The organism is Paractinoplanes globisporus DSM 43857, from assembly GCF_000379645.1.
Lineage (GTDB): Bacteria > Actinomycetota > Actinomycetes > Mycobacteriales > Micromonosporaceae > Actinoplanes > Actinoplanes globisporus.
On the sequence record NZ_KB903317.1, the window covers coordinates 288,308 to 311,748 of the forward strand.

At 72.4% G+C, this 23,441-nt stretch carries 28 protein-coding genes; 17 read left to right on the plus strand and 11 right to left on the minus strand.

What is annotated here, in order from left to right; genetic code table 11:
• Positions 1-57 precede the first annotated feature (57 nt).
• The 4 genes from A3CQ_RS0131305 to A3CQ_RS0131320 are packed head-to-tail and all read left to right on the plus strand — an operon-like array spanning position 58 to position 3,205.
• Positions 58-1,140: an LLM class flavin-dependent oxidoreductase gene (locus tag A3CQ_RS0131305; RefSeq protein ID WP_020514905.1), complete on the plus strand. Its 1,083-nt coding sequence runs from the start codon at positions 58-60 to the stop codon at positions 1,138-1,140.
• 9 nt (positions 1,141-1,149) lie between these two features.
• Positions 1,150-1,650, plus strand: a complete 501-nt coding sequence (locus tag A3CQ_RS0131310) for a flavin reductase family protein (RefSeq protein ID WP_020514906.1) — start codon at positions 1,150-1,152, stop codon at positions 1,648-1,650.
• Positions 1,650-2,732 carry an LLM class flavin-dependent oxidoreductase gene (locus A3CQ_RS0131315; RefSeq protein ID WP_020514907.1) on the plus strand — a complete coding sequence of 361 codons (1,083 nt, stop codon included), beginning with the start codon at positions 1,650-1,652 and terminating at the stop codon, positions 2,730-2,732. The genes A3CQ_RS0131310 and A3CQ_RS0131315 overlap by 1 nt, the downstream gene beginning before the upstream one ends.
• Positions 2,729-3,205 carry an NADPH-dependent FMN reductase gene (locus A3CQ_RS0131320; RefSeq protein WP_020514908.1) on the plus strand — a complete coding sequence of 159 codons (477 nt, stop codon included), beginning with the start codon at positions 2,729-2,731 and terminating at the stop codon, positions 3,203-3,205. The genes A3CQ_RS0131315 and A3CQ_RS0131320 overlap by 4 nt, the downstream gene beginning before the upstream one ends.
• Positions 3,206-3,284: 79 nt before the next feature.
• On the opposite strand, the gene A3CQ_RS54780 is transcribed toward A3CQ_RS0131320, so the two are convergent.
• The gene (locus tag A3CQ_RS54780) at positions 3,285-4,658 is read right to left on the minus strand and encodes a S8 family serine peptidase (protein WP_051115411.1); all 1,374 of its coding nucleotides are present in this window, start codon (positions 4,656-4,658) and stop codon (positions 3,285-3,287) included.
• 27 nt (positions 4,659-4,685) lie between these two features.
• The gene (locus A3CQ_RS0131330) at positions 4,686-5,738 is read right to left on the minus strand and encodes an epoxide hydrolase family protein (protein WP_020514910.1); all 1,053 of its coding nucleotides are present in this window, start codon (positions 5,736-5,738) and stop codon (positions 4,686-4,688) included.
• 111 nt (positions 5,739-5,849) lie between these two features.
• Here A3CQ_RS0131330 and A3CQ_RS59515 point away from each other — a divergent pair, with 111 nt between their 5' ends.
• Positions 5,850-5,972 (plus strand): 50S ribosomal protein L36, encoded by a 123-nt coding sequence (locus A3CQ_RS59515; protein WP_084699305.1) that lies wholly within the window; start codon positions 5,850-5,852, stop codon positions 5,970-5,972.
• Between the two features lie 102 nt (positions 5,973-6,074).
• Here A3CQ_RS59515 and A3CQ_RS0131335 read toward each other — a convergent pair whose 3' ends face one another.
• The 4 genes from A3CQ_RS0131335 to A3CQ_RS0131350 are packed head-to-tail and all read right to left on the minus strand — an operon-like array spanning position 6,075 to position 9,038.
• Positions 6,075-6,701 carry a response regulator gene (locus A3CQ_RS0131335; protein ID WP_020514911.1) on the minus strand — a complete coding sequence of 209 codons (627 nt, stop codon included), beginning with the start codon at positions 6,699-6,701 and terminating at the stop codon, positions 6,075-6,077.
• The gene (locus A3CQ_RS0131340) at positions 6,698-7,840 is read right to left on the minus strand and encodes a sensor histidine kinase (protein ID WP_040433254.1); all 1,143 of its coding nucleotides are present in this window, start codon (positions 7,838-7,840) and stop codon (positions 6,698-6,700) included. Before A3CQ_RS0131340 ends, A3CQ_RS0131335 begins: the two co-directional genes overlap by 4 nt.
• 5 nt (positions 7,841-7,845) lie before the next feature.
• The gene (locus A3CQ_RS0131345) at positions 7,846-8,133 is read right to left on the minus strand and encodes an abscisic acid-deficient protein Aba4 family protein (protein WP_026206392.1); all 288 of its coding nucleotides are present in this window, start codon (positions 8,131-8,133) and stop codon (positions 7,846-7,848) included.
• Entirely contained in the window at positions 8,130-9,038 is a 909-nt protein-coding gene (locus A3CQ_RS0131350) for a hypothetical protein (RefSeq protein ID WP_020514914.1), read from the minus strand. Before A3CQ_RS0131350 ends, A3CQ_RS0131345 begins: the two co-directional genes overlap by 4 nt.
• A gap of 107 nt (positions 9,039-9,145) precedes the next feature.
• On the opposite strand from A3CQ_RS0131350, the gene A3CQ_RS0131355 reads away from it, so the two are divergent.
• Genes A3CQ_RS0131355 through A3CQ_RS0131365 form a run of 3 tightly spaced genes read left to right on the plus strand, consistent with a single transcriptional unit; the run spans position 9,146 to position 10,606 of the window.
• Complete coding sequence (locus tag A3CQ_RS0131355; protein WP_020514915.1) at positions 9,146-9,724, plus strand: nucleotidyltransferase family protein; 579 nt, start codon at positions 9,146-9,148, stop codon at positions 9,722-9,724.
• Complete coding sequence (locus A3CQ_RS0131360) at positions 9,724-10,296, plus strand: O-methyltransferase (protein WP_020514916.1); 573 nt, start codon at positions 9,724-9,726, stop codon at positions 10,294-10,296. The genes A3CQ_RS0131355 and A3CQ_RS0131360 overlap by 1 nt, the downstream gene beginning before the upstream one ends.
• A 4-nt stretch (positions 10,297-10,300) precedes the next feature.
• Positions 10,301-10,606: an NIPSNAP family protein gene (locus tag A3CQ_RS0131365; protein WP_020514917.1), complete on the plus strand. Its 306-nt coding sequence runs from the start codon at positions 10,301-10,303 to the stop codon at positions 10,604-10,606.
• 46 nt (positions 10,607-10,652) lie between these two features.
• On the opposite strand, the gene A3CQ_RS0131370 is transcribed toward A3CQ_RS0131365, so the two are convergent.
• Complete coding sequence (locus A3CQ_RS0131370) at positions 10,653-11,249, minus strand: hypothetical protein (RefSeq protein WP_020514918.1); 597 nt, start codon at positions 11,247-11,249, stop codon at positions 10,653-10,655.
• Between the two features lie 147 nt (positions 11,250-11,396).
• Between A3CQ_RS0131370 and A3CQ_RS0131375 the strand changes: the two genes are divergently transcribed.
• The 4 genes from A3CQ_RS0131375 to A3CQ_RS0131395 all read left to right on the plus strand — a co-directional run bounded on the left by A3CQ_RS0131375 (position 11,397) and on the right by A3CQ_RS0131395 (position 15,832).
• Positions 11,397-12,401 carry an SEC-C domain-containing protein gene (locus tag A3CQ_RS0131375; protein ID WP_051115413.1) on the plus strand — a complete coding sequence of 335 codons (1,005 nt, stop codon included), beginning with the start codon at positions 11,397-11,399 and terminating at the stop codon, positions 12,399-12,401.
• Positions 12,402-12,799: 398 nt separating this feature from the next.
• Positions 12,800-13,603, plus strand: a complete 804-nt coding sequence (locus A3CQ_RS0131385; protein WP_026206394.1) for an alpha/beta hydrolase — start codon at positions 12,800-12,802, stop codon at positions 13,601-13,603.
• Between the two features lie 5 nt (positions 13,604-13,608).
• On the plus strand, positions 13,609-14,886 hold the full coding sequence (locus A3CQ_RS0131390) for a serine hydrolase domain-containing protein (RefSeq protein ID WP_020514922.1): 1,278 nt from the start codon (positions 13,609-13,611) through the stop codon (positions 14,884-14,886).
• A gap of 34 nt (positions 14,887-14,920) precedes the next feature.
• Positions 14,921-15,832: an NADP-dependent oxidoreductase gene (locus tag A3CQ_RS0131395; protein ID WP_026206396.1), complete on the plus strand. Its 912-nt coding sequence runs from the start codon at positions 14,921-14,923 to the stop codon at positions 15,830-15,832.
• A gap of 4 nt (positions 15,833-15,836) precedes the next feature.
• Here the strand turns inward: A3CQ_RS0131395 and A3CQ_RS61810 are convergent, their stop codons facing one another.
• Entirely contained in the window at positions 15,837-15,989 is a 153-nt protein-coding gene (locus A3CQ_RS61810) for a hypothetical protein (protein WP_020514924.1), read from the minus strand.
• A 99-nt stretch (positions 15,990-16,088) separates the two neighbouring features.
• Between A3CQ_RS61810 and A3CQ_RS0131405 the strand changes: the two genes are divergently transcribed.
• Positions 16,089-16,655, plus strand: a complete 567-nt coding sequence (locus tag A3CQ_RS0131405; RefSeq protein ID WP_020514925.1) for a dienelactone hydrolase family protein — start codon at positions 16,089-16,091, stop codon at positions 16,653-16,655.
• A gap of 6 nt (positions 16,656-16,661) precedes the next feature.
• Here A3CQ_RS0131405 and A3CQ_RS0131410 read toward each other — a convergent pair whose 3' ends face one another.
• Complete coding sequence (locus A3CQ_RS0131410; protein ID WP_020514926.1) at positions 16,662-17,333, minus strand: TetR/AcrR family transcriptional regulator; 672 nt, start codon at positions 17,331-17,333, stop codon at positions 16,662-16,664.
• A gap of 91 nt (positions 17,334-17,424) precedes the next feature.
• Here A3CQ_RS0131410 and A3CQ_RS0131415 point away from each other — a divergent pair, with 91 nt between their 5' ends.
• The 4 genes from A3CQ_RS0131415 to A3CQ_RS0131430 all read left to right on the plus strand — a co-directional run bounded on the left by A3CQ_RS0131415 (position 17,425) and on the right by A3CQ_RS0131430 (position 21,155).
• Positions 17,425-18,885, plus strand: coding sequence for an MFS transporter (locus A3CQ_RS0131415; RefSeq protein WP_026206397.1), 1,461 nt, complete (start codon positions 17,425-17,427; stop codon positions 18,883-18,885).
• Positions 18,886-19,034: 149 nt separating this feature from the next.
• The gene (locus A3CQ_RS0131420) at positions 19,035-19,610 is read left to right on the plus strand and encodes a hypothetical protein (RefSeq protein ID WP_020514928.1); all 576 of its coding nucleotides are present in this window, start codon (positions 19,035-19,037) and stop codon (positions 19,608-19,610) included.
• Entirely contained in the window at positions 19,600-20,232 is a 633-nt protein-coding gene (locus A3CQ_RS0131425; RefSeq protein ID WP_020514929.1) for a bifunctional 4-hydroxy-2-oxoglutarate aldolase/2-dehydro-3-deoxy-phosphogluconate aldolase, read from the plus strand. The genes A3CQ_RS0131420 and A3CQ_RS0131425 overlap by 11 nt, the downstream gene beginning before the upstream one ends.
• Entirely contained in the window at positions 20,229-21,155 is a 927-nt protein-coding gene (locus A3CQ_RS0131430) for a sugar kinase (RefSeq protein WP_020514930.1), read from the plus strand. Before A3CQ_RS0131425 ends, A3CQ_RS0131430 begins: the two co-directional genes overlap by 4 nt.
• Here A3CQ_RS0131430 and A3CQ_RS0131435 read toward each other — a convergent pair.
• Entirely contained in the window at positions 21,145-22,506 is a 1,362-nt protein-coding gene (locus A3CQ_RS0131435; protein ID WP_026206398.1) for an alpha/beta hydrolase, read from the minus strand. The two genes, A3CQ_RS0131430 and A3CQ_RS0131435, sit on opposite strands and share 11 nt — an antisense overlap.
• A gap of 48 nt (positions 22,507-22,554) precedes the next feature.
• Positions 22,555-23,436 (minus strand): GlxA family transcriptional regulator, encoded by an 882-nt coding sequence (locus A3CQ_RS0131440; protein ID WP_020514932.1) that lies wholly within the window; start codon positions 23,434-23,436, stop codon positions 22,555-22,557.
• Positions 23,437-23,441: the final 5 nt, after the last annotated feature.

The following is a 23,441-nucleotide window of genomic DNA, read 5'->3' on the forward strand; positions in this document are numbered from 1 at the left end:
GTTTCGCGGCGGAAGGTGACGGTGTTCGGTTCTTCTTCCCAACAAATGGGAGCAGCAATGACTGTCGAGTTCGTCGGCATGATCGCCACGCGGGACCAGTCGGAGACCCGGCCGTCCGCCGGCCCGGTCGTCGACCCCGCCTACGTGCGGAGATTCGCCCGGGCCCACGAGGACGCCGGGTTCGACCGCGTCCTGGTCGCGTACGGGTCGTCCACGCCGGACGCCACGCAGGTCGCCGCGTACGCGGCCGCGCACACCGAGCGGATCGGTCTGCTGATCGCGCACCGCCCCGGCTTCGTCGCCCCCACGCTCGCGGCCCGCACGTTCGCCACGCTCGACCAGTTCACCGGCGGCCGGGTCGCGGTGCACACGATCACCGGCGGGTCCGACGCCGAGCAGCGCCGCGACGGCGACTACCTGGGCAAGGACGACCGGTACGCGCGTACCGAGGAATACCTGACGGTCCTGCGCCGCGCCTGGTCCTCGAACGACGCGTTCTCGTACGAGGGCCGCTTCTACAAGTTCGAGGACTTCACCCCCGGCGTGCAGCCCGCGCACCGGATCCCGCTCTACTTCGGCGGGTCGTCCGCGGCCGCGTACCGGGTGGGCGGCAAGACCGCCGACACCTACGCGCTGTGGGGCGAGCCGCTGGCCGAGACCGCCGAGCAGATCGCCTCGGTGCAGGCCTCGGCGGCCGCCGCCGGGCGCGGCCCGCTCGGCATCAGCGTCTCGTTCCGCCCGATCCTGGCCGCCACCGACGACCTGGCCTGGGAGCGCGCCGGGCGGATCCTGAGCGGCATCAAGGCCAACGGCCCGTTCGCCGGCGTGCTCGGAGGCAGGAACCCCGAGAACGTCGGCTCCCAGCGCCTGCTCGCGGCGGCCTCGAAGCAGGACCGGCACGACCGTGCGCTGTGGACGGCCACCGCCGCCGCCAGCGGCGCCCAGGGCAACTCCACCGCGCTGGTCGGCTCCCCCGAGACCGTCGCCCAGGCCCTGCTCGACTACGTCGACCTCGGCGTCACCACGATCCTCATCCGCGGCTACGACCCGGTCGACGACGCCGTCGACTACGGCCGGCACCTCATCCCCCTCGTCCGGCAGGAGCTGCGCCATCGCGAGCTCGCCGGCGCCTCTCGCTAAGGAGGATCCGTGACCGTCACCTCGCTCGTGGACGCCGACCTCTTCCGGCAGCTGCTCCGCCGCCACGCCGCCGCCGTCGTGGTGATCACGGCACCGGGGCAGCCGCCGGCCGGTTTCACCGCCACGTCGTTCACCTCGGTCTCGCTCGACCCGCCGCTGGTCTCGTTCTGCCTCGCGCACACCGCCTCGGCCTGGCCGGCCGTCGCCGCCGCCGACGTGGTCGCGGTGCACGTGCTCACCCAGGAGCAGGAGCACGTGGCCCGGACGTTCTCGACCCGCGGCATCGACCGTTTCGCCACGCACGGCGCGTGGCGGCCGGGGCCGGACGGGGTGCCGCTGCTCGACGGCGTGCTGGCCCGCATCGTCTGCCGGGTGGTGCGCCGGGTCGAGGCCGGCGACCACTCGATCGTGCTGGCCTCCCCCGAGGCCGGCGAGCACCACGACGACCTGAGCGCGACGCCGCTGGTCTACCACGACGGTCACTACACGCACCTGGGGCGGGCCGCCTGATGCCGCTCCACGTCCATTGGTTCCTGCCGACCGCCGGCGACAGCCACGACATCGTCGGCGGCGGGCAGGCCCGGCTCGCCGCCGACACGTCCCGGCCGCCGGACCTCGGCTACCTCGCGCTGGTGGCCCGGGCGGCCGAGCAGGTCGGCTTCGAGGGGGTGCTCACCCCGACCGGCTCGTTCTGCGAGGACGCGTGGCTCACGACGGCCGCGCTGCTCGGCGAGACGAGCCGGCTGAAGTTCCTGGTCGCGTTCCGGCCCGGGCTGCTCTCGCCGACGCTGGCCGCGCAGATGGCCGCCACCTACCAGCGCATCTCGGACGGCCGGCTCGCGCTCAACGTGGTGACCGGGGGCGAGGCGCACGAGCAGCGCCGCTTCGGCGACCACGTCGGGCACGACCGGCGGTACGCCCGGACGGCCGAGTTCCTCCGGATCGTGCGCGGCGCCTGGTCGGGCGAGCCGTACACGTTCCGGGGCGAGTTCTACGACGTGGTCGACGCGACCGTGCGGGCCGCGCCCGATCCGGTGCCGCCGGTGTTCTTCGGCGGGTCGTCGCCGGCCGCCCTGCCGGTGGCGGCGGCCCACGCCGACACCTACCTGACCTGGGGAGAGCCGCCGGCAGCGGTCGCGGCGAAGCTGGACGCCGTGCGCATCCTGGCCAAGGACGAAAATCGCCAGCTCACGTACGGGATCCGCCTGCACGTCATCACCCGGGACACCGCCGAGGAGGCGTGGGCCGTCGCGCGCGGTCTGATCGCCCGCGTCCCGGCCGACGAGATCGAGGCGGCCCGCCGGCAGTTCGCCCGCACCGAGTCGGAGGGGCAGCGGCGGATGGCCGCCCTCACCACCGGCGACTCGCTCGAGATCTCGCCCAACCTGTGGGCCGGGTTCGGCCTGGTGCGGCCGGGCGCCGGCACCGCGCTGGTCGGCAGCCACGCCGAGGTCGCGGACCGCATCGCCGAGTACCAGGCACTCGGCATCGACCACTTCATCCTCTCCGGCCAGCCGCACCTGGAAGAGGCGTACCGCTTCGGAGAGAACGTCCTGCCCCTCGTCGCAGGAAACAACAAGGGAGAGAAATGAGTCGCATCGTCGTCGTGTCCGGCAACCCCAGGCCCGGATCCCGTACGTCCCAACTGGCCCTCGCGGTCGGGGAGGCTCTCGGCGAGCCGACCCTGATCGAGGTGGGCGAGTTGGGCGCCGGCCTGCTCACGCCCGGGGACGAGCCGACCGCCGAGGCCGTGTCGCTGCTGCGCGCGGCCGAGGTCCTCGTCGTGGCGACCCCGACCTACAAGGGCAGCTACACCGGCGTCCTGAAGGTGCTGCTGGACCAGCTCCCGGCGCAGGCTCTCGCCGGAAAGCGGGCAGTCCCGGTGGTGACCGCCGGCGTGGCGCCGCAGGCGGCCGCCGCCGAGGCGCTGCTGCGGCAGCTGCTCACCGAGCTCGGCGCGGAGGTCGCGCCCGGCCTTCCAGTGGTCGAGGCGGACCTACCCGAGTCGAAGGCGATCGCCGAGGCATATGCACAGCGATCGCACAGCTTCATCTCAGTTGACTGACATGCCCGGGGTCTAGCGTTTTTCCCGGATTAGGTCCCGCTCGACGATGCCGTGCCCCCGGTCGCCGAGCGGGGCCGATTCAGCTCACCGTGATGGTCAGGTTTCCGGTGATCGTGTACGGGACGTAGTCGCTGAACCGCACCTGGACCGTCACCGTCCCCGCCTCGGCCGGCGTCCCCGACAGCAGGCCGGTGGCGGCGAGCTTGAGCCCGGCCGGCAGCGTGCCCGCGGCCAGCGTCCAGGTGCCGGTGCGGCTGGCCGCGAGCCGGCCGGAGAACTCCTGCCCGGCCGTCATCGTCACCGCCTTCGTCTTGATCACCGGCGCCGGCGGCGGGGCCGGCACGAACAGCAGCCGGTTCGGCGAGCCCTTCCGGTCGGTGACCTTGCCGGTGGTGGCCTTCGCGACGAGGAAGTTCCGCACCTGGGCCGGGGTCCAGCCGGGCGCCGCGTCGAGCACCAGCGCGGCCGCCCCGGCCACGTGCGGCGCCGCCATCGACGTGCCGCTGTAGGTGGCCGCGGCCGTGTCGCTGGTCGCCACCGAGGAGCGGATGCCCACGCCCGGCGCGAACAGGTCGACCACGCTGCCGTAGTTGGAGAACGACGCGCGGCGGTCGGTCCGGTCGGTCGCGGCGACGGTGATCGCCGCGGGCAGTGCCGCCGGGCTCTCGGCGGACGCGTTCGTGTTCTCGTTGCCGGCCGCCACCACGTACGTGACGCCGGAGTTGATCGAACGCTGGACCGCACGCTCGAGGGTCGTGCTCCGCCCGCCGCCCAGGCTCATGTTCGCCACCGCGGGCTTGGCGGCGTGCGCGGTCACCCAGTCGACGCCGGCGATCACGCCGGAGAGCGTGCCCTCGCCCTCGCAGTCGAGCACCCGCACCGCGACCAGCCGCACCTTCTTGGCCACCCCGTAGTGGGTGCCGCCGATCGTGCCGGCGACGTGCGTGCCGTGCCCGTTGCAGTCCTGCGCGACCGCGTCGCCGTCGACGAAGTCGTAGCCGTAGGAGGCCCGGCCGCGCAGCTCGTGGTGGGTGATCCGGATGCCGGTGTCGATCACGTACGCGTGGACCGCGCTGCCGTCGTCCATCGGCGTGTACGTCTTGGACGCCTTCACCGGCCGCTGGTCGATCCGGTCCAGCCCCCAGTCCGGGTTCCGCTGGGTGGCCTCGATGTGCAGCATCCGGTCCTGCTCGACGTACGCGACATCGGGGTCGGCGGCGAGACGCCGGGCCTCGACGGCGGTCATCCGCTTCAGGTACGACTCCCCGCCGAGGCTCTGCGCGCTGACGCTGCCGTCGGGCGTCCGGAGCGTGACGATGTACTGGCCGGGGATGGCGCCCGGGGCGCCGGTGCCGAGCACGCGGCCCTCGGCGGCGGCCTGGGCCGGGACGGCGGTGCCGGCGACGACGGCGGCGGCCGCGGTGAGCAGGGTGCCGAGGAGTCTCATGCGCATGGCCGGTGGATCGGTCGCGCGCGGCACCTACTTGAGGTCCGCGAAGAACTCCGTCAGATCCTTGGCGACCAGGCCCGGGACCTGATGCGCGGCAAAATGCCCGCCGACGTCGTATTTGTTCCAGGACGTGACGTTGGTCGGCGCGAACCGCCGGATCGGCTGGTAGTCGTCCCGGAACTGGGCATACCCCAGCGGCACGGAACTGGCTTTGTCGAAAACCGGCTGGAGAGCGAACTCCCGATACAGACGCATCGCCGAGCCCGCCGTCCCCGTCAGCCAGTGGATCGAGACGTTGTCCAGCACGTAGTCGGCGTCCACGCCCTCCCGGTAGATCAGGCAGTGCCAGCCGAGCAGCCCCACCGGCGAGTCGGTCAGCGCGTACGCGAGCGACTGCGGCTGCTGCAGCTGCACGGCCTGGTACGCGTTCATGTTCTTGTCGAACCAGGCGTGGTCGTCGAGAGCCGCCTGCTCCTCCGGGGTCGGGTCGTCGACCGGCCCGTCGTCGGTCCAGAGCTGGGTCACATGCGCCCCGACCACCGCCTCGGGCGCGATCCGGGCCACCTCGGGCGAGATCGACGACCCCCAGTCGTTGCCGGCCGCCCCGAACCGCTCGTAGCCCAGGCGCCCCATCAGCTCCACCCAGGCCCGCGCGATCCGGGTGACATTCCAGCCGCGCTCGCGGGTCGGCCCCGAGAAGCCGAAGCCGGGCAGCGACGGCACGACCAGGTGGAAGTTCTCCCTCAGCAGCGGGAGGAGGTCGAGGAACTCGGCGACCGAGCCCGGCCAGCCGTGCGTGAGGATCAGCGGCAGCGCCTCCGGCCGGTCCGAGCGCACGTGCAGGAAGTGGATCGGCTGGCCGTCGATCACCGTGCGAAACTGCGGGTATGCGTTGAGCCGCGCCTCGGTCCGCCGCCAGTCGTAGCGGCGCCGCCAGTGCTCGGCCAGCTCGCGCACATACCGCAGCGGCACGCCGTAATCCCACCCCGCGTCCGCGACCTCGGAAGGCCAGCGGGTGCGGTCGAGCCGGTCGTACAGGTCGTCGAGGTCGCTCCGCGGAACGTCGATCTGAAAGGTCTCCATGCCCGGGTGACGAACGGCCGGACCATTTCCGGACCGGAAATATCCAACCCTTTGCCGGCGTTCCCCTGATCGCGCCGGGCGGTCCGGCCGGGCGCGGAGAGAGGTTCCACGATGAAGGTTCGCAACTCGCTCAGGTCGCTCAAGAGCAAGCCCGGCTCGGTTGTCGTTCGCCGCCGCGGGCGCCAGGTAGTGATCAACAAGAAGAATCCGCGCTGGAACGGCCGTCAGGGCTGACGCCACGCCGTCCTCGCGAATCACCGGGCGAAAACCGCGTTGACGCGATAGCTTTTACCCAGCGAAGGCCGGAGACCCGCCGCCACGGGACTCCGGCCTTTCTCATGCTCGAAAAGCAACCAATGCCAGCCGTACGCGATTAGGGCTGTTGGTTTTGGTCATGAGCGCGGTGATGTGCGTCTTCACCGTCGTCACGCCGATGTGCAGCCGCTCGGCGATCTCCGCATTGGACAGCCCCTCACCGACCAGCTCGAGCACGGCCTGCTCGCGGCTCGTGAGCCCCTCAACGGGTTTCTTGTCCACCGGCCGATTGCTGACCGCCCGGTTGACCAGCCTCCGCAGTACCTCCTGGCTGAACGGGCTGTCCCCGGCCGCGGCCCGCCGGATGCCGTCGAGCAGTTCGGCCGGCGGCGCGTCCTTGAGCAGGAAGCCGCACGCGCCCGCGGTCAGGGCCGGGTAGAGGTGGTCGTCGTCGCCGAAGGTGGTCAGCACCAGCACCCGGATCGCCGGGCGGCCGGCGAGGATGCGGCTGGTCGCACTGATCCCGTCGACCCCCGGCATTCGCAGGTCCATCACCACGACGTCGGGCGTCAGGCGCTCGGCCAGCGTCACCGCCTCGCGCCCGTTGCCGGCCTCGCCCACCACCTCGAGGTCGGGCTCGGCGGCGCAGAGCATGCGCAGGCCCGCCCGGATCAGCGGCTGATCGTCCACGAGCAGCACCCGGATCATCGTGGCAACACCGTCCCGACCCGCCAGCCGCTCCCGGACGGGCCCGCGCTCAGCCGCCCGCCGAGCACCTCGACCCGCTCCCGCATCCCGACCAGGCCGTGGCCGCCGCCGGGCGCGCCGATCGGGGCGTCGCCGCCGTCGTCGCTGACCTCCCAGTTCACGGCGCCGTCCTCCACGGCGACACGCAGGCGCGCCCGGGCCGTGGTTCCGGCGTGCTTGGCCACATTGGTCAGAGCCTCCTGGGTCAGGCGGAGCACGGCCAGTCCGCGTACGGCATCGAGCCGGCCCACCTCCTCGTCGATGTCGGCTTCCACGGTGAGACCGGTGCGGCGGGCCGAGTCGACGGCCGCGGCCAGGGCGGCCGGCAGCGAACCCGGCTCGATCGCGGTCATCGCCGCGTCGCCCGGCGTCGCGGCCGGATCGCGCAACACCTCGACCAGCCGGCGCAGGTCGTTGAGCGCGGTCGTGCCGGTGCCGTGCACGTCGTCGAGCACCTCGGCCACCCGCGGGTCGAGCCCGGGAATCACGTGCCGCGCCACGCCGGTCCGCAGCACCATCGACGCCACGTGATGCGCCACCACGTCGTGCAGCTCCCGGGCGATCGCGCCGCGCTCGTCGGCGCGCGCCGCCCGGCTCTCCGACTCGGCCCGCAGCTGGGCCTCCCGCCCCCGCTGCCGGGTGGTGCGGATGAGCAGACCCAGCAGCAGCGGCAGCCCGACCGGCAGCACCAGCACGCCGAAGATCTCGCTGCGCGTCGAGGCCTTCGCGTCCGGCACGTCGAACGCGAGGTAGACGCCGAACAGCAGCGCCACGCACAGCCAGACCGTGCGCGGCTGCCTCGCCCAGAGCGCCACCTCGACCAGCGCCCAGCTCGACCCGACCCGGTTGATCGTGGGGTCGTGAATCACGCAGAGCGCGACGCCGAGCAGCGCGGTCTGGGCCAGGAAGTTGACCACCGGCCAGCGGCTGCCCAGCCCGACCGCGCTGGCGAACGCGATCACCGCGAGCACCCACTGGGTGGCCGGCGGGAGCCGCCCGTTGTCCTGGCCGAACACCAGGTAGGCCACCCCGCTGAGGTCGAGCAGCACCATGCGCGCCCAGGTGTACCGCCACTCGAAGAGGCGCACCACCCAGCTCATGCCGGTCAGCCTAGGCGTTTCGGCACGGCCAGGTAGGCCGCCAGCCCGAGCGGCCCGAACAGGATGGTCAGAACCAGGATCGGCGCCAGGATCAGGTGCCGGACGCCGCGTTCCCGCGCGTCCAGAAAACACCAGCGCCCCACGAACAGATCGAAGGCGACCATGTGTGCCCAGGCCGCGGCCGCGCCGTTCGCCGTGCTCAACGCGTCGCGCAGGCCGCCGAGCGTCGGGATCTTCAGGGCCCAGAACGGCGCGGCCAGTGCGAACGTCAGGCCGAACAGCACTCCGGTCATGCCGCCCGCTTCCGCAGGACCAGCGTCGCGGCGGCCGCGGTCGCGACGGCCAGCGCCGCCCAGGAGGCGAGGGTGACAACATCGGGTTTCAGCAACGGTTGCGCACGCAGGGCCTGCCAGGTCACCAGCACATTGAGTACGCCGTAGGCACAGCCGAAGACCAGGATGAGCCGGGCCCGGGTCCGCTCGTCGAGGCCGCGCCGGTAGAGCAGGAAGGCGAGCAGGGGCAGTGCCTGCAGGGCGTGCAGGCCCACGAAGTGCCCGATGCGCAGGTCGCCGCCGGTCGTGCTCCAGCCGACGAACGGCAGTCCCGGCCCGCCGTCCGGCAGGCCCACGCTGTGCGCGCCGGCGACGCCGTCGATCTCCGGCTCGCCGCGCGGAATCACCATCGGCACCGCCGCGAGCATCCCCAGAAGCGACAGACCAAGACCAAACCTGATCCCGTACGCGTTGCCGCGATCCGGAATCCGCTGGCGCAGGGCGGCCACCCCGATCACCAGATGCCCGATGAACAGACACATGATCGAGACTCCCATCGCCTTCCAGAGCGCCGCGTTGAACGAAGAGGTCTCGTTGTAGTGGCTGGTGGTCCCCCGAACCGCCTGCACGACGATGATCGCCTCCTCGATCACGGACACTGCCACGATGACCACGGCCGCCCATTCCGCGGGCCGGCTCCGGCGCGGCAGGACGGAGAGCATCCAGGCGAGCGTCAGCCCGTAGAGGCCGAGCGAGACGGCGAACTTGAAGGGCTTGGTCCAGATCGGCAGCCCGGTGAGAACTCGCGGATCCGCGAAGATCCTGATCCCGGTGACGATGGCCAGGACGGCCATGACCCCGGTGAGCACCAGCAGAGGCCGATGCCAGCGCGGTGTGTTCCGTGCGACGGCGATTGCGGTTGTCATACCCGCAGCCTGCGCATTCACGGACGTCATTTCGTCCGCCCGCGGGCCGGGGCGGCGGCCGTAGGTCGTAGCTCATCTCCTACCCAGGTAGGAGCTAGGCTTCCGTCGTGGTCGAGATCGCGGGGCTCGTCTTGGCGGCCGGCGGCGGGCGCCGCTACGGAATGCCCAAGGCCCTCGTCGCGTACGAGGGAAAGCTGCTGGTGGAGCGGGCGGCGGAACTCCTTCGCGAGGCCGGTGTGGCACGAAGCCTGGTGGTTCTCGGGGCCTCGGCCCCCGAGGTGCGCTCGCGCGCGGCCGGCCTGCCACCCACCGTGATCAACCCGGACTGGGAGAGCGGGCTCGGCTCGTCGCTGCGCGTCGGCCTCGAGGCGCTGACGGAGACGCCGGCCGAGGCGGCGGTGGTGCTGCTGGTCGACATGCCCAACGTGACCGCCGCGGCCGTGCGGAGGGTGACCGCGCTGGCCGGCTCCGACGCTCTGGTGATGGGCGGGTACGGCACGCGGCGTGGTCACCCGGTGCTGCTCGGCCGGAACCACTGGGCCGGCGTGATCGCCACGGCCACCGGCGATCGCGGCGCCCGCGACTATCTGCGCGCGCACGCCGCCGAGGTTCGCGTGGTCGCCGTCGACGACGTGGCCGACGACCTCGACCTGGACGTGCCCCCGACTCTCGGATCGAGGTCGTGATGGACCTGCGCCCGCTGCTCGACGAGCTCTACGCCGAGGGCCAGGCCTTCGACGCGACCCAGGCCGACCGCCGCGACCGGCGCCGCAACCTCGAACCGGACGCGGCCGAGCTGCTGACACTGCTGCTCCGCGTCGGCCGGGCGCGCGACATAGTCGAGATCGGCACCTCGAACGGGTACTCCACGCTGTGGCTGGCCGCCGCGGCCGCCGACACCGGCGGCTCGGTGACCACCGTGGACGTCGCCCGGCCGACCGACGCGCGCGCCAACGCTCTGCGCGCCGGACTGACCGCGCAGATCACGTTCGTGACCGCCGACGGGGGCGCCTTCCTGGCCGCCCGGCCCCGCCGGAGCGTCGACCTGCTGTTCCTCGACGCCGACCGCCCCGAGTACCCGGACTGGTGGCCGCACCCCAAGCGGGTGCTGCGCCCCGGCGGCGTGATCGCGATCGACAACGTGCTCTCCCACCCCGGCGAGGTGGCGCCGTTCCTGGCCCTGATCGCCGCCGACCCGGCCTTCACGGCGTCGACGGTCGCCGTCGGCAAGGGCCTCCACGTCGCGGTCCTAAGCTGAGCGGGTGATCACCTGCGTCGTGCACTACACGATCGATCCGGGGCAGATCGAGGCCTTCGAGGAGTTCGCCCGGGAGTGGATGCGCCTGGTGGCCAAGCACGGCGGCGTCCACCACGGCTACTTCCTGCCGGCCGAGGGCGCCAGCGACAAGGCCGAGGCGCTCTTCAGCTTCGAGAGCCTGGCCGCGTACGAGCGCTACCGCGCCCGCTTCGCCACCGACCCCGAGTTCCTGGCCGCCGACCGCATCCGCGACGAGTCCGGCTGCGTCCTCCGCTACGAGCGAACCTTCATGCGCCCCTTGCTCCCGTAGTCCACGTCCCGCTGGTGCCCCTGCGAGCGGTGCGGGGCTTGACGGATCAGGGGAGGAACTGCTCCTCGAGCTTGGTTACCGCACCGCCCTTGACCGTCAGCCAGAACGGGAGCACCGCTATCTCTCCCTTGGGCACCGTCAGGTCCTTGTTCTGCTTCTTCAGGAAGGCCGGCAGGTCGGCGAACGCGATCGTCTTGGTGTCCGTGCCGCCCAGCGTGGCCAGCACCACGCACTTGGCGCCGGCGGCCACCGGCAGGGTGCGGAGCTTCTTGTTGTTGTTGACGATCAGGTAGTCGTCGTCCGGGCCGTCGGGCTGCTCCGGGTGCTCCTTCTGCCACTCGGCCTTGGCCGCGTCGCCGGTCAGGAACTCGATCAGGTCGAACGTGACGGTGTTGCCCTTCGCGTTCAGGCCGGTGAGGTAGACCGGGCTCCGGCCGTCGGCCAGCACCGGCGTGGGGGAGGCCGGCGGCTTGGTCGCGGTGTCGGCCGGCGCGGTGGTGGGACCGCCCATCCCGCTCGACGCGCTCGGTCCCGCCGCGTCCGCCGGCGAATCGGATCCGCCGCACCCGGCCGTTCCGCCCAGGGCGAGCGCGGCCGCGGCCGACCCGGCGGCGACCCGTATCCCCACGTTGACCCAGTTCATGTCTGCTCCCCTTGGCAACGGCCCGGTCCCGACGACGAGACAGCCGACACAGTACGGCCGGATCGCCAGCACGAGGAGCGACGACGCGCCGCCGATTGAGACTCAGATCAACAGTCATCGGTGCGCCGGTCGCGCTACCGTGACGGCGTGCCCTTGAAAGCTGATCTGACCAGCGAAGACCTTCGTGAGATCCGGGAGTCCGCACTCGGCGCGGCCGACCCGCTCGGCGTCGCCGCCGAGCTGGCCGACGCGGTCGACGCCGGGCACCTGGCCGACACCGACGACGCCGGGTACGCCCTGGCCCTCGCCGCCGAGATCGCCGAGAGCCGGACGAAGCTCGACGCCGCCCTCCACTATGCGGAGCGTGCCGTCGAGGCGTACGCCGACCGCGACGACAACCAGGCGGCCGGGGCCCGGGCCCTGCACGCCCGCATCCTGTTCCGAGCCGCCCGCGCGGACGAGGCGCTGGCCGCGCTCGAGCCGCTGCGCCCGCTCCTCACCCGGTACCCGGACGCGGCGTCGTACGTGAGCGCCGCCCTCGCCGCCGGTGGCCACAACCGGCTCGCCGAGGAATGGCTGACCGACGCCGTGCGGACGGCCCTCGACGAGCGGGCCAAGGAGCATCCCGGCGAGCCCACCAGCGCGGAGGACGCCGGCCTCCTCTTTTTCCTCCTCCAGCAGCGGCATCGCGTACGCCATGCTCTCGGTCTGCAGCACGACCAGCACGACAACCTGGCCGACCGCCTCGAGACCCGGCTGGCCAACACGGCCCGGGCGGCCGCCGCACCCGCCGACGACCTGCTGTTCTGGCCGCGGGCCGAGTTCGACCGCCTGCTGGTGCAGTTTCCCGCGCTGGCCGAGCCGTACGGCGCGAACTGGGACGAGCACCGCGCCCATCTCGAGCGGGAACTGGTCCGCCTGGCGAACACCGGCCGCACCGGCCTGACCGTCCACCCCGGCACGGTCGCCGGCCTGACCGGATTCGCCGGCCCCGACGGCGACCCCACCGCACCGCAGACCCGGGCCGGCTACGCACGCCGGCTGGCCGACGGGTCGGGGCAGATCGCCTGGCCGCCCGAGCGCAACGAGCACTGCTGGTGCGGCTCCGGCCTCAAGTACAAGAAGTGCTGCCTGCCCCGATCGCGCGGATAGCGTCGGGCCTCAGGACTCGTCCGGGAGGATCCGGTCGGGGTTGCCGACGACCTCCTTGTAACGGTCCTCCAGCCAGGCGGTGAACCACTCGGCGAGCGTCACATCCAGCATGTGGCGCTCGCCACAGTCCCAGGACCAGATGCATCCAGCTCGAAAGCGCCCTCGGCATCCGTCGGCCGTCCCTGCTCAACCCGGGCCCGGATGGCGGCCACGATCTCGTCGTCGGTCACGTCGCGTTCCTGTCGTCGTTCAAGTTCTCCGCAGGAAGGCATCCTCGCCGCAGACGTCGAAGCGCCCGGAACGGCCGGTGAAAGAACGGATTGCCGGCAGGCCTCGAGGCGGGATTGCAGTCGATCGGCAGATTCGGTGGTCGTGACTGTGCGGTGAGCCTGCGGGTCATGACTAACGCCCGCGCGGTCCCGGTCCTGTTCCTCCACGGTCTCTGGCTGCACGCCTCGTCGTGGCAACCCTGGAGCGACCTGTTCGCGGCGCGGGGATTCGAGCCGATCGCGCCCGGGTGGCCCGGTGAGCCCGGCACCGTCGAGCATGCGCGGCGCCGGCCCGAGGCGGTCGCCGGGGCCGGGATCGACGACCTGACCGGGCACTACGCCGGGATCGTCCGAGGCCTGCCGAGCGCACCGGTCATCGTCGGGCATTCGTTCGGTGGGCTGATCACGCAGAAGCTGCTCGGCATGGGCCTGGGCCGGGCCGGGGTCGCCATCGATCCCGCGCCGATCAAGGGGGTCCGGCCGCTCCCGTTCGCGCAGCTGCGCTCCGGGTTCCCGGTGCTCGCCAACCCCGGCAACCGGCGCCGGGCCGTTTCCCTCACCGCTTCCCATTTCCGGTACGCGTTCGGCAACGCGATCGGGCGGGCCGAGTCGGACGCGTTGTTCGCGCGGTGGACGATCCCCTCGCCCGGACGGCCGTTGTTCGAGGCCGCGCTCGCGAACGTCACCCGGCGCTCGCCGGCCGCCGTCGACACCGGCAACACGGATCGCGGACCGCTGCTGCTGATCTCCGGCCAGCGCGACCACACCGTCCCGGACGTGGTGACCCGCGCGACGTACAAGCTCTACGGCGACTCGACCGCGGTGACCGACCTCAAGCAGTTCCCCGACCGCGGCCACTCGCTGACGATCGACTCCGGCTGGCGCGCGGTCGCCGACCACACCCTCGCCTGGCTGTCGCGCCAACTAACATGACGTCGATGTCGACGAATCTGCGGGGGCTGCTCGACGACGCGGCCCGGAAATACGGCGTTCCGGGGGCGGCCGTCGCCGTCGGGCATCGCGGCGAGGTGGACGAGGCCGCGACCGGCGTGCTCAACCGCGACACCGGCGTCGCCGCCACACCGGACAGCATCTTCCAGATCGGGTCGGTGACCAAGCCGCTGACCGCGATGCTGGTGCTGCAGCTGCTGGGTGACGACCTGGACGAGCCCGTCCGGCGTCATCTTCCCGGGTTCGCGGTCGTCGACCCGGTCGCGAGCGAGACGGTGACCGTCCGGCACCTGCTGACCCATGCCGGCGGCTTCGACGGCGATCTCTTCGAGGACACCGGGCGCGGCGACGACGCGCTCGACCGCTACCTCGCGTACCTGGCGACGGCGGCCCGGCAGGTGCATCCGGTCGGCGCGCTGTACTCGTACTGCAATGCCGGCTTCTCGGTCCTGGGCGCGCTGGTCGCGAAGCTGACCGGTGGCACGTGGGAGTCGGCGCTGCGGGAACGGCTGATCGAGCCGCTCGGCCTGACGCACATGACGACGTGCGCCGAGGAAGCGATCCTGCACCGGGTCTCGGCCGGTCATTACGACCAGACGGTGGCGACGCCGTGGCAGCTGCCCCGGTCGCTCGGGCCGGTCGGCGCCGTCGTGTGTGCGGCGCCGCGCGACCTGGTGACCGTCGGCCGGGTGCTGGCGAGCGACGACGCGTACGCGGCCATGCGGGAACACTGGATCGACATCCCCGGCGTTCCCGGGCGGGAACCCCGGCAGTACGGCCTCGGCCTGGCGCGATACGACTGGAACGGCGTCCCGGTGTTCGGCCACAACGGGACGACCATCGCCCAGACGACGCAGCTGCGGGTCGTCCCCGGGCACGACCTCGTCATCGCGATCTCGGCCAACGGCGGGAACGACGCCGCGTTCCACGACGCCGTGCTGGACCAGGTGGTCGCCGACCGGACGGGCCTGACCGTGCCGCCGCGCCCGGTCCCGCCGGCGACGACCGCGCCCGGCCCGGAGGAGCTCGCCGGCCGATACTCGTACTCCCGGCACACGTACGACGTGGTCACGACGGGCGACGGCCTGGAGGTGACGGCGAACGAGAGGTGGCTGGACGCCACCGAGACCCGGACCACGCGGTACGTGGCGCTGGCGGGCGACACCTTCGTCACGGCCGAGCCCGACTTCGGGGTCCGCACGACGATCACGTTCCTCGACGGCGGGCGGTACCTGCACGGCGGGCGCGCGGCGAAGAGGACTTGACCTCAACCTCACTTCAACTTGCAGTCTGCTCGTCATGAGAGCCGTTGTCTTCGACCGCTACGGTCCGCCCGAGGTGCTGCGCGTCGCCGAGCTGTCCGATCCCGAGCCGGGTCCCGGACAGGTAAGGATCCGGGTGCGGGCGGCCGGCGTGCAGCCTTTCGACGTGGGTGTCCGCCGGGGCGAGATGCCGTGGGCCGAGGTGCGCTTCCCGCAGACGATCGGGCAGGAGTACTCGGGGGTGGTCGATCGTCTCGGGGAAGGCGCCGGAGAGACGGGCCTCCGGGTGGGCGACGCGGTTCTCGGTTCGACGATGCTCAACGCGTACGCGGAAATGGTCTGTGTCCCGGTCCAGAATGTCGTGCGCAAGCCGGACCGCCTGGATTTCCCCACCGCGGCCGCCCTGGTCGCGGCGTCGCAGACGGCGAGCGGCGCGCTGAACGAACTGCGGGTGGCCGACGGCGACGTGCTGCTGGTGCACGCGGCCGCCGGCAGCGTGGGGACGGTCGCGACCCAGCTCGCCCGCCTGCGCAACGCCACCGTGATCGGCACGGCGAGCCCCGCCAACCACGCCTATCTCCGGCAGCTGGGCGCGATCCCGGTGGCGTACGGGGAAGGCCTGGTCGAGGCGGTGCGCACGACCGGCCTGACCCCGACCGTGGCCCTGGACGCGGCCGGCGGCGAGGCGATCGCCCAGTCGGTCGCGCTGGGAATCGCGCCCGACCGCGTCGGGACCATCGTGGACGACAAGGCCGCGGCCGAGAACGGCACCCGGGTGGTACGCGCGGGCCGCAGCCCCGAGCGACTGGCCGAGGTGATCGCCCTGGCCGCCCGGGGCGCGGTGACGATGCCGGTGCGCGCCTACCCGCTCACCGACGTGGTCGCCGCACACGCCGCGGTCGAGTCCCGGCACGGCCGCGGCAAGGTCGTCCTGATCCTCGAGCCGTGATCGCTCAGGCGGTGATCGTGTCCCACGAGTAGGCGAGCAGCGCGAACGCCGCCCCGACCAGAGCCAGATTGAGCCCCCTGGTCCCGAACGGCAGCGGCAACGCCGCGAGCACCAGCAAAATGACCGCGATGACGTAGAGAACACCCTGAGTGGACAATGTCGCTCCTCGATGCGTGGGGGACGGGCGCGACCCAATACCCCACGCACGAGACGAGTTAAACCATCGGCGACGGCCGCGGTCGGGCAGGATGACCTGGTGACGTCGATCGCGCTGTTTCACTCGGTCTACGGCCTGCGCCCGGCGGTTCTGGCGGCGGCCGAGGAATTGCGGGCCGCGGGGCATGAGGTCGTCGCGCCGGATCTCTTCGACGGGCCGGTGGCGCAGACGATCGAGGAAGGGTTCGCGCTCAGCGCGCGGGTCGGACGGGCGGCCGTCATGCGGCGCGCCGAGGAGGCGGTTCGCGACCTGCCCGCGGATGCCGTGCTGGCCGGCCTGTCGATGGGGGCGGGCGTGGCGGGCGACCTGCTCGCGGAGCGGCCGCATGCGGCCGGCCTGCTGTTGCTGAACGGGACCGGCGCCGAGGGGGTCGCGGTGCGGCGCGGGCTGCCGGTGCAGGCGCACCTCGGCGACGCCGACACGATCTTCCCACCGGCGTACGTGGCCGGGTGGTGCGCGCGGATGGCGGAGGCCGGCGCCGCCGTCGAGTTGTTCACGTACGCGGGCGTGGGTCATTTCTTCACCGATCCCGGCGCGCCCGACCACGACGAGGCGGCCGCCGAGCTTGCCTGGCAGCGCAGCCTGCGCTTCCTCGCCGACCTGTGAAAGCGGTCAGCGGAGGCCGGTCACGCCGCCGAGGATGAGGTCCACGCCGGCCAGGAACTGCTCCCGGTCGTCGTGGTCGCGCAGCTGGGGAGCGACGGTGCGGGTGAACGGGAACTCGGCCGGGTCGAGGCTCGCCCACAGTTCCGACTCGGCGCCCAGGACGTCGAGCCGGGTGGTGCCGGGGTCCTGGGAGCGGGCGTTCGCGGCGTTCTGGCCGGCCACGCCGAGGATGTAGTTCAACAGGGCCGAGGCCGCGTCGAAGTGGGCGGTCTCGGGCACGCCGAGCGCCTGGATCTGCCGGCCCAGCCGCTCGAAGATGCGCAGCGCGGCGGACTGGGACGCGACCCGCGCCAGCTGCGTGCCGATCCAGGGGTGGGCGTCGATCGCGTCGAACACGCCCAGCGCCACCTCCCGGATCGCGTTCTCGGGGGTCGCGCCGGCCGGGTCGGCGGCCAGGACTCCGGCCAGTACCGCGTCGGTGGCCGCCACCAGCAGCTCGCTCTTGTTGGCCACGTGCCAGTAGATCGCGCCCGGGCCGGTCTTCAGCTGGGCGCTCAGCACCCGGAAGGTCAGGCCGCTCTCGCCGGCCTCGTCGAGCAGGTCGACGGCGGCTTCGACGATCCGTTCCTTGGACAGGGCGTCGCCGCGCCGATCTGTGTGACGCGTCCTCGTTGCCATGCACACATCTTGACATGCCTGGAACGCCGTTCCACACTTGGTGGGTGGAACGACGTTCCAGCAATATGCCGGAAATAGAGGGAGTCCCCCCATGAGTACCGATGTCTTGGAGGCGCCCGCCCCGGCGCGCGCCACCTCGCTGCGGGCCGTGTGGCCCGCGATTCTGGGGTTGTCGGTGGTCTTCCTGGTGGAGATGCTCGACAACTCGGTGCTGAACGTCGCGCTGCCGACCATCGCCCGCGACCTGAGCGCCTCGGCCACCGACCTGCAGTGGATCACCTCGGGTTACTCGCTGCTTTTCGGCGGCCTGATGATCGCGTTCGGGGCCATCGCCGACCGGTACGGGACGCGGCGGATGATGCTGATCGGGCTGGCGTTGTTCGCCCTGGCCAACCTCGCCGTTCTCGCGGTACGCACGCCCGGTGAGCTGGTCGCCGTGCGGGCCGCGGTCGGCATCACGGCCGCGATGACCGCGCCGGGGACCATGGCGCTGTGCTTCCGCCTGTTCGACGCGGAGAACATGCTCATGCGGGCGACCTCGTTCATCGCCACGGTCGGCCTGGTCGGGCTGGCCGTCGGCCCGACCGTCGGTGGCCTGATCCTGCAGGTCCTGCCGTGGCAGGCCCTGCTGGTGATGAACGTGCCGATCGCCGTGCTCGCCTGGCTGTGCATCCGCGGCGGCATCCCGGCCGACGACGCGACCAACCGCAACACGTCGCCGCTCGACCTGCCCGGCGCCCTGCTCGGCACGGCCACGATCATCCTGACGCTGTGGACCGCCACGCTGGCCGTCGAGGACGGCTGGGGCAAGGCCGCGCCGTGGCTGGCCGGCACCGGTGCCCTGGTCAGCGCGGCCGCCTTCGTGCTGCGGGAGCGGCGCACGGCCCACCCGATGTTCGACTTCAAGCTGCTGAAGCGGCCGGCGGTCTCGGCCAGTCTCGCCTACGAGGCGGCGATGGGTCTCGGGATGGCCGCCATCGCGTTCAGCGTCTCGCTCCAGCTGCAGCTGGTCTGGGGCTGGTCGGCGGCGGAGGCCGCGCTCGGCAACCTGCCGCAGGTCGTCGTCATGCTCGCGATCGGCCCGTTCGTGGAGAAGATCGTGGACCGGCTCGGCACCCATCGGGCCGGGGCTATCGGCGCGTCGTCGGTCGTCGGCGGTCTGCTGCTGTACGCCCTGCTCGGCCGCTACGACTACGTGTGGATCGCCATCGCGCTCGCCCTCACCGCGGCCGGCATGCGGGTCGTCTCGACCATCGCGGGCGTGACCGTGATGCGCGGCCTGCCGGAGGACCAGACCTCGATCGGCGCCGCCCTCAGCGACACCAGCCAGGAGGTCGCGAGCAGCATCGGCACCGCGGTCACCGGCACCGTCGTGGCCGCCACGCTCGCCGGCACGCTCGCGGGCATCGGGCACAGCGCGGCCGGCGCGCACAGCTTCGAGAACGCGATCACCGTGTCGACGCTGGCCCTCACCGCCGTCTGCGCCGTGCTGGTCGTCTGGGCCGCCCGCCGCACGAAGATCGCCGCGCTGAGCGGACAGGACTCGCTGTGAGCCGCCGGTACCGGGGCGCGCGAGGGGCGCGACTTCATCGGTGTGGATCGAAATCGCGGCCGGTCGGGCCGCGGGGTTCGGTACTAGCGGCGGCCCATCCGGACCCCGCAACGGTGACCCCGCGAGCCCGGCCTCGCTACGGTTAGCGCGTGTCTCAGATCCCGTGGTGGGGGCTGCCCCTCATCGCCGTGGTGTTTGCCCTGGGTGGGGCGGCCACGGCACAGTTCGTGACCGCCCGTGACGAGATCGTGCGCCGACGCCGGAAGAGGACCCGGCGGTGGTATGAGGAACGCAAGGACGCATATGTCGGGTTGCTCGCGGTTTTCGAGCGGGACACCTACCGGCTGCGCGCCGCCTATGACGCCGGGGACAAACCGCCCACGCCGCTCGCCTACGTCGACGAGGTCGGGCCCGCGCTGATGCGGGTGCGGCTGCTCGCGTCGGGACCGGTTCGCAGCGCGGCCCTGGCCGTGCACGTGTTGCTGCAGCGTCTGCACGGCGAGATGAACCCGGCCGCCGTGCCGGGCGTGCAGCCGCAGACCCACTTCCGTGAGCTGCTGACCCAGGTTCCGCTGGTCATGCAGCAGTTCGAGGCCGCCGTCCGGGAAGAGCTGGGCATCGACACCGAACCGCCGCCGCCGAACGGGCGTGTGCGTTTCCTCACCCGCAAGCCGCCACTGGATGATCTTGCAGGTATCGGGCAGGATCTAAGTCGTGAGCGATGACGAGGTAACCGCAGCTGTCATCCGCAGCGGGATCGTGGCGATCCTGCGCGCGCCGACCGCCGACGGGTTCGCCGCCGTCGCCGACGTGCTGGTCGGGGCCGGCATAACGGCGCTCGAGGTCACCCTGACCTCGCGCGGCGCGATCGAGGCCCTGGCCGGGTTGCGCCGTCAGTTGCCCACTTCCGTGACGGTCGGCGGGGGCACGGTCCTCACCGAGGACGACGCCAAGGCCGCGGTCGACGCCGGCGCCGAGTTCCTGGTCTCCCCGGTGCTCGACACGTCGCTGGTGGCCGCCTCGCCCGTGCCGTTCTATCCCGGCACGTCGACACCCACCGAGATGTACGAGGCGCACAAGGCCGGCGCGCCGCTGGTGAAACTGTTCCCGGCCGGCGGGCTCGGCCCCCGGTTCCTGCGCGACGTGCGCGGCCCGCTCCCGCAGATCGACGTGATGCCCACCGGCGGCATCAAGATCGAGGACATCGCCGACTGGCTGCTGGCCGGGGCGAAAGCGGTCGGCGTCGGCAGTCCGCTGATCGGCGACGCGGCCTCGGGCGGCAGCATGAAAGCGCTGGCGGCCCGCGCCCGGCACGCGGTCAGCGCCGTCGCGTTCGCCCGCTCATGAGCGGACTGTTCACGTTCGGCGAGTCGATGGGCGTGATCGCCGCGGACGGCATCGGGCCCCTGGCGTACGCGCGAAGCTTCTCCTTCGGCGTCGGTGGCGCCGAGAGCAACGTGGCGATCGGGGTGGCCCGCCTCGGGGGTGAGGCCACCTGGCTGGGCCGGGTCGGGCCGGACGCGACCGGCGCGCTGATCTCGCGGCGGCTCACCGACTCGGGCGTGCGCGCCATGGCCATTCCCGACGACATGTTCACCGGGCTGATGGTGCGGTACAAGCGGTCCGGCGAGTTCATGCACGTCGACTACCACCGGGCCGGGAGCGCCGGGTCGCGGCTCACGCCGGCCGACATTCCGCCCGCCCTGCTGCGTGAGGCCGGGGTCGTGCACGTCACCGGCATCACGCCGGCGCTCAGCTCGACCTGCCGGGCCGCCGTCTTCCAGTCGGTGGAGACGGCCGTGGCGGCCGGGGTGCCGGTGTCGATCGACGTCAACTATCGCGGGAAGCTCTGGTCGCGGCCGGACGCGGCCGCCGTCCTGCGCGACCTGGTGTCCATGGCCGACATCGTGTTCGCCGGTCCGGACGAGGCGAGCCTGTTCGTCGACGGTGACGACCAGCTCGGCGGGCTGGCCAAGCTCGGGCCCACCGAGGTGATCGTCAAGGACGGCGGTCGCGGGTGCGTCGCGCTGATCAACGGGGAACGCCACGAGGTGCCGGCGCTGCCGGTGACGGTGATCGACCCGATCGGCGCCGGCGACGCGTTCGTGGCGGGCTACCTCGCCGATCGGCTGGCCGGGGCCGCGCCCGCGCAGTGCCTGAGGACGGCCATCGCGGCCGGGGCGTTCGCGGTCACCGTGCCCGGGGACTGCGAGGGGCTGCCCGATCGGGCCGAGCTGGCCGCGCTGACCGGCGGGGACATCAGGCGGTAGGGCACGTCGTTCCCCGGGCGGGGACCTCGAGCGACACCAGGTAGTCGTCCGCGGTGCGCTTCATACATTCACTGATCGTGTACGCGCCGTGACCGGCACCGTCGTAGGTGACGAGCACGCCGTGGCGGCCCAGCTGACGCTCGACGGAGCGGGCCCAGTTCAGGCCGGTGGCCGGGTCGTGGCGGGAGTTGAGCAGCAGGATCGGGGTCCGGGTGTGGACGCGCAGGACGTGCTGCGGGTTGGTGACCTGCGGCCGGCCCAGGCACATCGTGAGCGCGAAGACCTGCGGCGGGTACCCGGTGTCCTTGGCGATCGCGGCCGTCCGGCGCAGCAGGGACGCGTACTCGGCGTAGTCGCGGACCGGGAGTGACCAGTCGTCGCAGAACGCCGGGACCACCACGCCGAGGTCGGTCACGTGCCGGGGCGGGGTGCCGTCGTCCACGGCGGCCAGGTCTTTGTCCAGCGTCGCGTAGTCGGCGTCCTTGAGCCGGACCAGGGCCGTCGCGTCCAGGTCGAAGTGGTTGTACGTGGTGATCAAGCGGTGCCAGACCGTTCTGGCGCCGCCTCGGGCGTTGAGAGTGCAGGTCGTGCCCGAAATATCGCACCAATGGGCGAAATCCTGGAAGGCATCCTCGAAGGCCGCGGCCTGTGTGGCGAGGAACGCGGCCGTCGTCGGGACACTGTGGTCGTCGACGCTCTCCAGGACCATGGCCCGCACGCGGCCCGGGTACCGCTCGGCGTACTGCTCGCCGAGCAGGGTGCCGTAGGAGGTGCCGTGGAAGCTGATCTGCTTCTCGCCGAGCGCGGCCCGGAGGGCGTCCACGTCGCGGACGTTGCTGAGCATGTCGGCCGGGCTCCGGGCGCAGATGTCCCGGACCTTGCGGTTGTACGCGACGGTCGCGTCGAATTCGGCCTGGCTGGTCAGCACGGGCTCAGGCTTCGGCCCGGCCGGGCTGGTGTCGCACGGGATCGGGCGGCCGCCGCGCGAGCCACGCGGGTCGAAGCTGACGATGTCGAAGCGGCTCCGCAGGGTGTCGCTGAATCGGCCGGAGCCGGTGGTCACCCGGGCGACGCCGGAATCCCACGGGCCGCCGGGGCCGAAGACGAGCGTGCCGACCCGATGCGTCCGATCGGTGGCCGGTCGGCGGGCCACGGGCAGGTCGACGGTCGCGCCGCCGGGGTCGTTCCAGTCGGCCGGGACGGTCAGCGTGGCACATTCGACGTTGTCGCCGCACGAATGCCAGTCGAGGCCGTCTGCGGCCGGCGGGGTCGGCGGGGTCGGCGCGATCGGCGCGATCGGCGCGGGGAGAGGCAGCGCCGCGGCAAGGAGAACGGTCAATAGGGACTTCATGGGTCGATCCTGGCCGATGCCCGCCGGGCGATAAATCGGGAAACTCCCCTACGGGCGGGCGCGCAACCGCCGCAGCATGCGCGCGTCGCTGAAGCCGACCGCGTGCGCCGCCGACTCGACCGTCGCGCCGTGGCCGATCAGGTATTCGGCCCGCTCGACCCGCAGCAGTTGCTGGTAGCGCAGCGGGGTGTGGCCGGTCGCGGCCGTGAAGAGCCTGGTCAGGGTGCGTTCGCTGACTCCGGCGCCGGCCGCGAGCCCGGTCAGCGGCAGCGGCTCGGCGAACCCGGAGTCGATCGTGTCCTGCACCCGATGCACCACGTCGGACAGGTGGGCGCGGTGCCGCAGCATGGCGCTGGCCTGCGGCTCGTCGCCGTTGCGCCGGGCGTAGACGACCATCTCGCGGGCCACGTGCGCGGCCGTGGCCGGCCCGTGCCGCTGCGCGACCAGGTGCAGCGCGAGGTCGATGCCGCTGGCGATGCCGGCCGAGGTCACCACGCGGTCGTCGCTCACGTAGAGAACGTCGCGCACGACCATGGCCCGCGGATAGTCACGGGCCAGATCGTCCTGCAGGTCGTGGTGGGTCGTGCAGCGGCGGCCGTCGAGCAGTCCGGCCCGGCCGAGCGCGTCGGCGCCCGCGCAGACGCTGGCCACGGTGCCGCCGGTGGTGTGGTGGTCGCGCAGGCGGCCGAGGGTCGATGCGGCGAACGCCCCGAAGCCGTCCCGCCACCCCGGAACCAGCACCAGATCGTCGGGCGTCAGCGCCGGCCACTCCGTCTCCGCGTTCAGCGCCACCCCCTGCCACGTGGGCACCACGGGCATCTCGGCCACATAGGAGAGCTCGTAGCGCTCGGCCGTGCTGAACACCTGCGCCGGCCCGGCGAGATCGAGCAGGTGCACCTGCGGCGTCAGCACGAACACCACCCGGCTCACGATCC